The sequence below is a fragment of the Methanofastidiosum sp. genome (assembly GCA_013178285.1).
Classification (GTDB): Archaea; Methanobacteriota_B; Thermococci; order Methanofastidiosales; family Methanofastidiosaceae; genus Methanofastidiosum.
Genome location: JABLXD010000022.1, coordinates 12,711 through 24,362, shown reverse-complemented (window position 1 = coordinate 24,362; position 11,652 = coordinate 12,711). Strand labels below are relative to the sequence as shown.

The 11,652-nt window shown below is 31.4% G+C and carries 16 protein-coding genes; 10 read left to right on the top strand and 6 right to left on the bottom strand.

Annotated features, from left to right (window positions below):
- Window positions 1-27: 27 nt before the first annotated feature.
- A complete protein-coding gene (locus HPY60_07695; protein ID NPV51058.1) occupies window positions 28-1,416 on the top strand; it encodes a hypothetical protein in 1,389 nt (462 codons plus the stop codon).
- A 13-nt stretch (window positions 1,417-1,429) separates the two neighbouring features.
- The gene (locus HPY60_07690) at window positions 1,430-2,275 is read left to right on the top strand and encodes a class I SAM-dependent methyltransferase (GenBank protein ID NPV51057.1); all 846 of its coding nucleotides are present in this window, start codon (window positions 1,430-1,432) and stop codon (window positions 2,273-2,275) included.
- Between the two features lie 132 nt (window positions 2,276-2,407).
- Here the strand turns inward: HPY60_07690 and HPY60_07685 are convergent, their stop codons facing one another.
- A complete protein-coding gene (locus HPY60_07685) occupies window positions 2,408-3,643 on the bottom strand; it encodes an oligosaccharide flippase family protein (protein ID NPV51056.1) in 1,236 nt (411 codons plus the stop codon).
- A gap of 177 nt (window positions 3,644-3,820) precedes the next feature.
- Between HPY60_07685 and HPY60_07680 the strand changes: the two genes are divergently transcribed.
- The 4 genes from HPY60_07680 to HPY60_07665 all read left to right on the top strand — a co-directional run bounded on the left by HPY60_07680 (window position 3,821) and on the right by HPY60_07665 (window position 5,500).
- A complete protein-coding gene (locus HPY60_07680) occupies window positions 3,821-4,159 on the top strand; it encodes a hypothetical protein (protein ID NPV51055.1) in 339 nt (112 codons plus the stop codon).
- The gene (locus tag HPY60_07675; protein NPV51054.1) at window positions 4,160-4,936 is read left to right on the top strand and encodes a hypothetical protein; all 777 of its coding nucleotides are present in this window, start codon (window positions 4,160-4,162) and stop codon (window positions 4,934-4,936) included.
- A 136-nt stretch (window positions 4,937-5,072) separates the two neighbouring features.
- On the top strand, window positions 5,073-5,282 hold the full coding sequence (locus HPY60_07670) for a hypothetical protein (protein ID NPV51053.1): 210 nt from the start codon (window positions 5,073-5,075) through the stop codon (window positions 5,280-5,282).
- On the top strand, window positions 5,282-5,500 hold the full coding sequence (locus HPY60_07665; GenBank protein ID NPV51052.1) for a hypothetical protein: 219 nt from the start codon (window positions 5,282-5,284) through the stop codon (window positions 5,498-5,500). Before HPY60_07670 ends, HPY60_07665 begins: the two co-directional genes overlap by 1 nt.
- A gap of 171 nt (window positions 5,501-5,671) precedes the next feature.
- On the opposite strand, the gene HPY60_07660 is transcribed toward HPY60_07665, so the two are convergent.
- The gene (locus HPY60_07660) at window positions 5,672-5,920 is read right to left on the bottom strand and encodes a type II toxin-antitoxin system RelE/ParE family toxin (protein ID NPV51051.1); all 249 of its coding nucleotides are present in this window, start codon (window positions 5,918-5,920) and stop codon (window positions 5,672-5,674) included.
- Entirely contained in the window at window positions 5,914-6,177 is a 264-nt protein-coding gene (locus tag HPY60_07655; GenBank protein NPV51050.1) for an AbrB/MazE/SpoVT family DNA-binding domain-containing protein, read from the bottom strand. The genes HPY60_07660 and HPY60_07655 overlap by 7 nt, the downstream gene beginning before the upstream one ends.
- Before the next feature lie 211 nt (window positions 6,178-6,388).
- Between HPY60_07655 and HPY60_07650 the strand changes: the two genes are divergently transcribed.
- The gene (locus HPY60_07650) at window positions 6,389-6,865 is read left to right on the top strand and encodes a hypothetical protein (protein NPV51049.1); all 477 of its coding nucleotides are present in this window, start codon (window positions 6,389-6,391) and stop codon (window positions 6,863-6,865) included.
- Between the two features lie 8 nt (window positions 6,866-6,873).
- Here the strand turns inward: HPY60_07650 and HPY60_07645 are convergent, their stop codons facing one another.
- Entirely contained in the window at window positions 6,874-7,215 is a 342-nt protein-coding gene (locus HPY60_07645) for a DUF86 domain-containing protein (protein ID NPV51048.1), read from the bottom strand.
- Window positions 7,205-7,501: a nucleotidyltransferase family protein gene (locus HPY60_07640; GenBank protein NPV51047.1), complete on the bottom strand. Its 297-nt coding sequence runs from the start codon at window positions 7,499-7,501 to the stop codon at window positions 7,205-7,207. Before HPY60_07640 ends, HPY60_07645 begins: the two co-directional genes overlap by 11 nt.
- Window positions 7,502-7,746: 245 nt before the next feature.
- On the opposite strand from HPY60_07640, the gene HPY60_07635 reads away from it, so the two are divergent.
- From HPY60_07635 to HPY60_07625, 3 genes are all read left to right on the top strand, one after another.
- Window positions 7,747-8,013 (top strand): hypothetical protein, encoded by a 267-nt coding sequence (locus HPY60_07635; protein NPV51046.1) that lies wholly within the window; start codon window positions 7,747-7,749, stop codon window positions 8,011-8,013.
- A 68-nt stretch (window positions 8,014-8,081) separates the two neighbouring features.
- On the top strand, window positions 8,082-8,393 hold the full coding sequence (locus tag HPY60_07630) for a nucleotidyltransferase (protein ID NPV51045.1): 312 nt from the start codon (window positions 8,082-8,084) through the stop codon (window positions 8,391-8,393).
- Between the two features lie 62 nt (window positions 8,394-8,455).
- Window positions 8,456-8,869: a hypothetical protein gene (locus HPY60_07625; GenBank protein ID NPV51044.1), complete on the top strand. Its 414-nt coding sequence runs from the start codon at window positions 8,456-8,458 to the stop codon at window positions 8,867-8,869.
- Here the strand turns inward: HPY60_07625 and HPY60_07620 are convergent.
- Window positions 8,866-11,640 carry a cation-transporting P-type ATPase gene (locus HPY60_07620; protein NPV51043.1) on the bottom strand — a complete coding sequence of 925 codons (2,775 nt, stop codon included), beginning with the start codon at window positions 11,638-11,640 and terminating at the stop codon, window positions 8,866-8,868. The genes HPY60_07625 and HPY60_07620 overlap by 4 nt on opposite strands.
- Window positions 11,641-11,652 lie beyond the last annotated feature (12 nt).

Sequence of the window (11,652 nt, the reverse complement as noted above, 5' to 3'; positions counted from 1 at the left end):
ACTATCATGAAGACAGAGAGGAGTTAAATGAAAAATAACTCTCCAAAAATTCTTGTTATTGGACTTGACGGAGCAACTTGGGACTTAATAATGCCTTTAGTCAAAGAAAATAAATTACGTACTTTTAAATCGCTTATAGATAATGGTACTTGTGCCAATTTAGAAAGTACTATGCCACCAATATCAATTCGCGCCTGGCCAAGTATGTTCACTGGAAAGAAACAAGAAAAATTTGGAGTTTATGATTTTAAAATTTTAGAATTTAATAGTGAAAATAATAAAATAGAGACAAAACTTGCCTTAAGTGATAAATGGAAAGGTAATTTCATTTGGGACATAATTTCTAAAGAAAATTATAAGTCATTTATAATAAACATACCCGGAACTTATACGCATTATCCAATAAATGGCCATTTAATTGGATTGGATTTTGCCCCATTAAATATGGAGAAATCTACAAAAGAGGTATATAAAGAATTAGAAAAAATTTTAGAAACTGTATCTAATTTTCATGAAAAATATTGTCATGATGCATATTTCATTAGATTTGGCATACCTGATAATATCTCACATCTTACATTAGACGATGGAGAAATGGAAAAATGTCAAATTTTAATGGATAAAACAATAAAATTACTTATTGATAAAATTAATCCAACAAACTTATTTATTGTTAGTGATCACGGGATTAAAAAAGAAAGTGAAGTATTTTATATAAATATTTTTTTAAAAGACAATGGATTCTTAAAAATACTGTTAAAATCCAAATTCAAATTAATTATCTCAAATTTCATCATTAAATTAATCAATAAAGACAGACTTGTTAAATATTATAATTTTTTTAGCAGCGCATCCAGGCAAAAAAGTAAAAGAAATAATGGAACACAATTTAATTTGGATCTTATGGACATAAATAACACCAAAGCATTTTCTTATTCTTTTTTTGAGACTAATTATGCACCAATTTATATTATTGACAAAAAATATAAGAAAGACATAATAAATAAATTAAAGAACTCAAATAATATTAAAAATATTTATACAATAACACCTAATAAAAAGGCTTTTGGACTTAAACCAGATATCATAATAGAATCTAATAAGTTAATATCTACCTCTTTATTTAAGAAAAATGAGAGAGAAAAATTTATTTCATATACTCATGACGTTAAAGGAATATTTCTTTCATCTGGTCCAGAAATAAAAAATAATCAAATGATAGAAGATGTCAAAATATATGATATCACTCCAACAATTTTACATATACTTGACATTCCAATACCTTCAGACATGGATGGAAGAGTGCTAACTGAAATATTTGAAGAAGATTCAGAATTGGCTCAAAAAAAGCCAAAATACGTTGAGCCTTATTATTACGAATCAAAATATAATAAATTTAAAAAAAGTAATATGTAATAAAGTGAATTAAATGCTAAAAATTAGAGAAGTATCCGATAAAAAGGAATTAATAGATTTATATAGGCCAAAAGAAATAGTTGAGAAATATGAGGAATATAGATTTTTTTCTTTTTATGGAATACTTTCTAATCTATTGGAAAGAGAAATATTTTTTACCATTCTAAAAAATACTAGTGAAAAAGATGTAATACTAGAAGTTGCTACTGGAACAGGTAGACTAACAAGAGGCATACAAGTTCCATACTTAGGCATTGCAATTGATACTAGTTTCGAAATGTTAAGATTTGCTAAATCAAAATCCTTTTCTGAAAATTGGCATTTCGTTCAGGCTAATGGATTTAAAATTCCGTTTGCAGATAATTCAGTTAGTTTAATAGTGACCTTTAGATTATTAAGGCATTTAACTAATGTTGATAGAATTCAAATTCTATCTGAGTTTAATAGAATATTAAAGAAAGATGGAATTATATTATTTGATATGCCAAATCCAAATAGGCCATTTATTGGTAAAATCATAGAAAAAATATTTTTCAACATGTTACTTCTCTATAACTTAATTATAAAGAAAAATAGTATAAATTCAAAAGTATATGATGACAATGAAAATAAATATAATGTTATAAATGAACTAAAAAAAACAGGTTTTAATATCGAAAATATTTTTAATGTTGGAAATTATTATTCTATAGAAGTGATATTAGATTATCTTACCATACTGCCAGCTATATCTAAACTTACCCGAAAAATTAGTAATCCCCTTATAAATAGATTTTATATGAAAGAAAAATTAAAACTTAATGACGATAGATCAAATCCAAAAGATTTCATTTTTTATTGTAGAAAGGAGAAAAATTAATAACCAATATACTGATAGAATGCTAAATTAATTAAAGAATATTTTTATTAATAGTTTATAAGAATCTCATTTCATTTGATATTAATGGCCAAATAAATAATGAAAAAATCAATCTATAGAACTAATAAAAAATTAAGATCTATATATGTAAATCAATCCTATCAAAAACAAAAATAAATTAGTAAATAACAAAATATTTATTGTTTGAAATATTGTCGAATTGAATAAAATTAACAAACAAACATGGAAAACTAGAACTATAGATATTATTTTTAAAAAATTAAACTTTTTTACAGCCACCAAATAACTAAACATTACAAGACCGAGTGAAAGAAAACTCATTGCTAAAGATAATAAAGGTAATAATTTAGATGATTCAAAATAGTCTTGGCCAAACAATAACAAAGTTATCTCCCCATCGAATAAGAAACAAAAAGTTACAAATATCAATGCAAAAAGACCAACATATAATAATGATTGATAAACTATATGTTTAGATCTCTCTTTTGATTCATCCAAGTCTGAAACTTTGGGAAACATTGAGGTTGTAATGGCGGGCGTTAGGTATAGAATTATCATTCCTATCTGTAAAGCCACTAAATAAATCCCAGTTTGCTCTGATGAGAAAAAATGTTTCACAAATAAAATATTTACTTGTTGAAACAGTAAGCTAATTGAAGTGAATATTAAAATCGAATAAGAATAATTGTAAATCTGTTTTTTATTCAAATTAATTTTTTTTGCTTTGTATTTAATAATCCTTTGGAGAGGTATGAAGTATATTGGTAAAAGAAATAAAGGCGAAATACTAAAAGAAGCTAAAATTCCGTTTAGTCCAAATCCAAATGAAAAAAAAATTATAGCCATAATAAATCTAGACAAAGTTTGCAAGATCACAAAAGTACCAAACCAATTGAATTTTTGTAATCCCTGAAGTATTCCTTGTGGTATTGGTAATATAAAAGACCAAAAAACAGAAATTCCTATTATTATAACTGGCCACAAAGAGCCAATATGTAAAAATCTGGATAGAGGCATGCTAAATATAATCATTATGCCACAAGCCATTATTCCAAAAAAACTCATTTTTTTAGAGCTAATAGATAATAAACTATTTATGAGTTCAGGGTCATGTTTCACTTTATACTCGGATGTGAATCTTGAAATAACAGTTTGTATTGTTCCAGTCGGAACTGTCAAAATCAAAAACAATGAAAATAAACTACCAAAGACTCCATATTCTTCGGGTCCCAGTGATCTTGCAACATAGATCTGGAATAGATAACCAAAAAATCTTGCAACAATGAGGGAAACAAACATTATAATCCCATGCTTTAGTAATCCAGATTCATCAAATTTTAGCTGCATCTAGTCCATGTCCTAAAGATTTTACATAATAATCTAATTGAAACTTAAATATATTTGTATATGTATAAATTATTATAATCTTGGCTATCTAGATTAAATTTTTTCCCTATTTTCCCTATCTTTTTCCATATTCTTATATATAGGGAAACACCTAACTAGAGAAGTTAGTTGGTAAAGATGCCGTTCAAAGCTTACGATATTAGAGGTATTTATCCAGATCAGATATATGAAGAGTTTGCATATAGCCTTGGAAGGGCCTTAGGTAAGTCATATAACGAAATAGCAGTTGGGATAGATAGCAGAATAGGCTCAGAGAAGATAAAAGAACTCAAAAAATTATTTAAAGGTAAAAATGTAGAAGAAATAGACGGAATTACTATTTCAGATAATAATTGGTGGGTAAATGTCAGGCCATCAAACACTGAACCCCTTTTACGGATCACTGCAGAAGCCTCTGATGAAGAAACTCTTGATTATATTTTGAAAGATGTAAAAAGAATTATTGGTGAGGAATAGATGACCCTAAACAGATATGTTGCAAAAATACCTGAAATAATCGAAAAGATAGATAATGAGGGGATAGAACTCCCTGATCTTACCGGCAGGGCATTTATAGGTAATGGAAATGCATTTCATATAGCAAGGCTTTACGCCATGCGTTTCAATGGAACTGTATTTAGGGCTGAAGAGATAAAGAGGCTACCAAAAGACCAAAAGGTCTGTGTTATCTCTGCCTCTGGTGGCAAGGACTCTATTGAGGTTACAAAACACTTTACTGATGCAGTTCTTTTAACCTGCAACCCCAACGCCCCATCTAAAGAATACTCTTCGAAATGCATAACTTTACCTGCAGAAAAGGAGCCGCCTTTTTACAACGTCACGACATACGCGGGCATGATATACCTCCTTGATAGAGTTAAATTAAATCCGCCCTTTGAAGACAAACTTCTATTAAATGAGCTAAACTATAGTGCCATAATATTCATAGCATCATTAAATAAACACCCGATAGCTTCAATGGCGGCTTTAAAGATGAGGGAGATATTTGGGAAGATGGCGCTAAGCCTCACCAGGGAAGAGGCCTACCATGGGTGGTTTTTGCACCCTACAAAGTATGAAGGTCTTGTAACAGTCGACACTGATTTTGAGTTTAACTCACCATACAAACTTTCTGGTAGCCTATTAAATCTGTTGAGCCACCTTTACTACAATATTGGAATTTTACAAGAAAAAACAACCCCAAATAAGCCAGATTACCAGAGAATTCTAGATTTAAGAAACTGGAAGCTTTAGTCTTTATAGATGCAATAAATCAAGATAAAGAAAAAGAATCTTTAATATTTTATTTTTAATCTTTTTCTCTTCTTTTCTATTATTTGATAGTTATAATTAAATAGTATAAGGTGTTCTATAATTTGAGAGGAAGTATATGGTAACTACTGAAGGGTCAGAATTACTGGAAAAAATATACAATGAGATAGTTCTAATAAAAGAAGAACTAGATGAAATCAAATATGCTCTAGTGAAAGAAGAAGAGCCAGATGAAGATGAGATTGAGGAACTTGACAAGTCCTACAAAGAAATGGTTTCTGGAAAAGCAAAAAATTGGGCCGATGTAAAAAAAGGTCTAGGGTACTAATGTTTAAAGTCAAAGTTTTACCAAGGGCAGAAAGTCAGTTAGAAAAAATTCAGAATAATGTAAAAATAAAGATTGTAGAGTTTATAGATACCCTAGAAATTACCTATTACCCAAACATGTACGATATATCTAAGTTGAAGGGACGGGCAAATACTTATCGTGCTAGAATTAGTAATTATAGAATATTTTTTATGTTGATTTCCATAATAAAGAAATAACTATTCTTTATATTCGCCCAAGAAAAAAGGCCTATAATAAATAATAAAAAATCGATATCTTTTATAATGTTATGACAAAGGTGGACTACCACCATCATCGATCAAAATAAAGAAAAAGAATCTTTAATATTTTATTTTTAATCTTTTTCTTCTTTCTTATAATTTACATTTTTACTGATCGTCTTTGTGATATAGATCCAAAAGAATTATTGTAGCTTCATTTTCATCATAGATATATGATAATCTATATGGGGCAACGTATATCTCTCTTGTACCCTTCCTTGCATATTTCATAGGTTTCCCGAATTCTGGATTATCTTTTATTTTAATAATTTGTTTTAGAATTCTTTCTTTGAGGGATTTGTCTTTTATTTTAGAAAATATTTTCTTAAAAGAAGGGTGAAATTTTACTTTTACCATTTGCTAGCTTCTTCCATAAATTCGTCAAAATCCATCTCTACAAATTTACCCTTTTGATATTTTTTGAAGGCTCCTTCAGTTCTTTTAGCAAATATGAGATCTTCTTCAAGCCCTTTAATAAAATCTGCCTTTTTAAGAATTAATTGGTCATCATTTTTTATAATAATAAGCTTATCTCCTTCTTTAATATCGTCTCTAAACTCAGAAGGAATAGATATTTGCCCCTTTGATTTCATTTCAATGATTTCAACTTCCAATCTTTCACCATATTTATTTTGATTACTAAATTTATAAATCTATTCTCAACGATAAATTAATTATCATTCTTATGAATAATATCCGCATAGGTGACATAAATCAAAATAAAGAAAAAGAATCTTTAATTTTTTAATCTTTTTCTTCTTTTCTTATTTATTTAATCGTTAATTTTTTAAAATCCAATTAAAAACATTAATTGGACGTGATAAATTGAAGAAATATATAGCTATTTTATTAGTTCTGACATTTCTACTTTCTGGCTGTATCGGGCAGGGAGCAGATGAAAGGCCAGAGAAAGTTTCAAATTTAGTAAGAGAAGCTGCCATTCTAGTCCAAGAGAAGGGTGAAGAAGCTTTTCCACAGATAAGAGAAAAAGGAAAGTTTTACACAGATGACTTCTATATATTTGTCTGGAAGGTTGAAGGGGACAAGATCACTAGAATAGTTTTCCCACCAGATTTGTCTCAAGAAGGCACTGATGTCTCAGACTATAAGGACGACAACAATGTTTCCATTACGAACATGTTTGTGACTATAGCAAACAGCGAAAAAGGCGAAGGCTGGTCTGGAGAATACCTCAGGACAAACCCAGCAGACAAAAAGATTGAGAAGAAAGTTACATACATAAAGAAAGTTGTCTATGGGGATACAACATACATTCTAGGTGGAGGCTACTACCTAAATTAATTTTTATCTTAAATATTTTCATTTATTTTTTCAATCTGCCCTTTTAATTCTGGGATTCTAAACTTTATTGTTTCCCAAACAATTCCTAAATCCACTCCAAAATAAGCATGAATGAGTCTATCCCTCATCCTTGTAGGGTCTTTCCAATTTACCTCGGTATGTCTTCTTTTGAAATCTTCCGAAATATTTTTAGTCGCTTCCCCAATTATCTCTAGATTTCGGATTACTGCGTCAACTGATTTCCTATCAGAACTAAAATCTTCAAAATCAATATCTTGTATATACTCTTCAATTTTATAGATTGCTTCTAGAATATCATCAATGTAAAGTTTTTCGTCTCTAAGAGACATAAGATACTTCCTTTAGGATTCTATTTTTTATTCTTTCTTTTAATGCAGGCCTTGTTACTATCTCAACGTCGATACCGAACTTTTCTTTTAAGTAATCTTCCATCTCAAAAAGATTAAAATAATCAATGGGCTTCTCAAAATCGACAAGTAAGTCAATATCACTGTGTTCAGTCTGCTCATCTCTAGAATAAGATCCAAAGAGTCCGATATTAGAAGCTCCGTATCTTTGTTTTAAATATGGGAGTTCTTCTTTTAACACTTTTAGGATCTGCCCTTTTGTTTTCATAAATAAGATATAAGTATTATAATTTAAAAAACTAACTAAATGATTTTTCTCTCTTATGTAAAATCTAAATCTTAAAAAATTCTTTATATGCGCATTAGTATATTGCAATATGCCATAAATGCCAATTTTAAATCTTCAAATATCTTAAATACCATACTATTAGAAATAAAAAACTCTTTTATCAATAATAGTTAGACAAATCTATAAATACCGATATAATCATATAATTCTTGCTAGGAGATGTTATGGAGGAATTGGACTACATTGAAGTTGAAGGAGAAAAGATGGAAGGCTATTGTATGTATAGCTTTAGATCTGAGAAAGTGCATGTTTTTTACAGGATGAAGGATGACTTGACCACAATTGAAGAAGAGATAATAGAAGAAAATAAGGATTACATACCAAAAACAAAGAGGCCATTGTGGTGTTTTCTTTCAAACTTCAGGAGAGTTGCAAAGAGCAGATGTTATACATCACAATGCCCATTTTTGGCATACTGCGATGTTGATTAGAGAATAGATATCACTCATCAGGATAAATATCAATAAAAGATTTATATTAGAGTTTCATAATATTTTTTATGAACTCCAGAATTAATGATTTAATACCTACTAAAAAACTCACTAAATTTTGTAAAGAGAATCATATCAAGAAAATGTCTCTTTTTGGATCTGCCCTTACTGATAGATTTAATTCTGAGAGTGACATCGATCTATTGGTGGAATTTGAAGAAGGACTGACCCCAGGTATTTTTAAAATATTAAAAATGGAAGAAGAAATATCTTCTCTTCTTGAAGGGCGCAAAGTTGATTTGAGAACCCCAAACGATATTAGTAGATATTTTAGAGATCAAGCCATAGAAAGCTCAGAGGTTCTTTATGCACGATCCTAACCCTTAAAAAACTAACTAAAAAGATATTTAACTTAGAATACCATTCTATAATTAGTGATAATATGCCAAAAGATATTGCTAAAGATATTGAATCCTTAGTTAGAGAGGCCGCATTCTTTGTTGAAAACCAAGGCGAGGATGCCTTCCCTATGTTTAGAACAGAGGGAAGATTCCTATATGGCGATATTTATGTTTTTGTCTGGATAGTGAAAGGCAAAAGGATTACAAGGCTTGTATTCCCTCCAGATAATATGGGGGAGGATATAGAAATCACAGACATGACAGACGCAAGGGATACAAACATAACAGAGATGATAATGAAGATAGCAGATAGTCCTAAAGGCGAAGGCTGGTCAGAGCCTTACCTATGGAAGAGGCCTGGAGAAAATATCGATTCAGAGAAGATTTCATTTGTAAAGAGCGTTATCCACAAGGGCAAGTTGTATGTCGTTGGGGCAGGATATTATCTGAATTAATTAACTACAGGAGCCAATTTTTTCTTAAATTCTAATCTTTTAATAAACTTTAACACTTCAAACACAATTAGGTATATCGCCGCTGAAGAGATAATGTAACCCCAATCTACTATAGTTATGCCTCCAAATGATAATAGATTACTAATTAAAGGGACATATATAGCCGTGAATACTAAGCACATTGAAGCAACTATAGAACCTAACAATAACTTATTGGAAAAGAAATTCCAACTAAAAATGGATGTGTGCCAATATCTTCTTTCTAATATGTTAACAAACTGGCAATAAACAATTGTGCAGTAACTTATTGTCGTCGCCTTGAAGTAAAAAATACTATCAAGACTTTCCATTGTTAGTATTATTCCCTCTCTACCCATAAATAAAAAGAAGTTCATAAAAGCAAGGGCCCCTATCAAGATCCCCAAGAATATAACTTCCATGCCGGACCTTTTATGGAATATATGCTCATTAGGATTTCGAGGGGGTTTAGTCATAATATCTGGATCAGGAGGGTCAAAAGTAAGGAAGGCCAGAGGCATTATCTCACCAAGAAGATCTATTGCAAGTATTTGCACCGCAAGTATTGGTATCGGATAATCCCAAAGAGCCGCTGCTAAAAGACCTAGTAAAACTAATGCCAATTGGCCACCGTTTGTAGTCATAGTTGCAAAAAATGTTTTTTTCAAGTTATTGTAAATAGTTCGGCCTCCTTTCACTGCATCTACTAATGTGGCAAAGTTATCATCTAGCAATACAACATCTGATGCCTCTTTAGTGACTTCAGTACCTTTAAGACCCATCGCAACCCCGATATGGGCCCTCTTTAGCGCTGGCGCATCATTTACTCCATCCCCGGTAACGGCAACAATTTCTCCCTGGCCTTCCAATATTTTGACAACTCTTACTTTATCTTCTGGATCTACCCTTGAAAAAATAATTGACCACTTACCTTTAATAAATTCAATTAATTTTTCATCGTTTAATTCTTTCAATTCTTTTCCAGTTATGATGGGAATTTCGTCGTCTTCAGAAATGCCTATCTCTTTTCCTATAGCCTCAGCAGTAAGTGCGTGGTCCCCTGTTAAAATAAAGATTTTTATATGGGCTTTTTTTGCATCGGATATAGCTTGTCTCACACCTTCCTTTGGCGGATCCATCATTGCTACAAGCCCCAGAAAAGTAACGTCTTTTTCAGCTTCTTCGGCTAGACATTCTCCTTTATACTCTAATGACTTGTGACCTAAGGCTAGCACCCTCATTGAATTCTCAGCATAAAATTCATTTACTTTTTTTATGTTGGAAATGTGCTCCTCCGTCAAAGGTATGTCCTTACCATTGAGGTGGATGTATTTACTTATAGAGAGGATACTGCCAACCGACCCTTTAACGTACAGTACATGGCCTGATTCTTCTTTTCTTATTGATCCCATCCTCTTTCTTTCTGAAGTAAAAGAAAACTCTTGTATTTCAGGGAATTCTTTATTATACTCTTTACAATCAATACCCGTTTTAGTCGCTGCAGTAATAAGTGCCGCTTCAGTTGGATCGCCAATGGGATACCATTCATTGTGTTCTTTGTCAGGTGGATGTATCTCTGCATTAGATGCTACAGATCCCGCTCTTAGGATTTTTTTTATCCCTTCTATCTCTTCTTTAGCAGGGGATTTACCTTCATTGTCTAAAATCTCCCCTTCTGGCCGATAACCCAGGCCAGACATTTTATATTCTTCGCCATTGAACCAGATCGATCTTACAGTCATTTCATTTTTTGTAAGAGTACCTGTTTTATCGGTACAGATAACTGTCGTTGAACCAAGTGTTTCTACTGCAGGCAGAGATTTTACTACTGCTTTTCTGTTTGCAAGGTAGTTGCTGCCATTTGACAGTGCTACAGTTACTTGAGCAGGCAAGGCCTGCGGCACAACTGACATTGCAACACCTAACGCATATACCAAGCTCATATATATGGAGAATTCCTGTAATATCCCTAAAGTGAAAAGACCAATAGATATGATAATGGCAATAATAGTTAATTCTCGTGCTAGTATTCGAAGTTCTTTCTGTAACGGAGTTTGAACATCACTAGTTTCTTCAGTTAAATATGCTATTTTTCCCGTTTCAGTTTTCATCCCTGTTGCAATGATAACGCCTATTGAGTTCCCTGAAGCTACAGTAGTACCTGCATAGGCCATATTTTTTCTATCTGCAATTCCTACTTCCTCTACAATAAGATCTTCATTCTTTGTTTGAGGAAGAGATTCGCCTGTCAGCGCAAATTCATTTGTCCTAAAATCAGAGCATTGGATAATTCTTATGTCTGCTGGGACTTTGTCCCCTTCTTCTAATTTGATAATATCTCCTGGCACAAGTTCCACTTGAGAAACTTCCACCAAAACTCCATCTCGGATAACTTTTGCACGGGATTTAACAAAGCTCTTCAATTTTTCTATAATTTTATTTGCCCGATATTCCTGGACAAATCCTATTATTGCATTTACAATAACTATAACGAAGATGATTATCCCATTTCTATAACTTCCAATCAAAATAGAGATTAGGGCGCCTATAACTAATATTATTACGAATAATTCCCTGAATTGGGATAAAAGTAATAGCCATAAAGGGATTTTAATCTTTGATTCCAATTCATTGTTTCCATAGAGGGCCAAACGTTTTTTGGCTTCTATAGATGTTAATCCTTTTTCTTGGGAAGTCGACAGTTCCAAAATTATTTCTTCAGAGGATCTCCTATAAAAATCATTAGATGGCATTTTGAACATGCT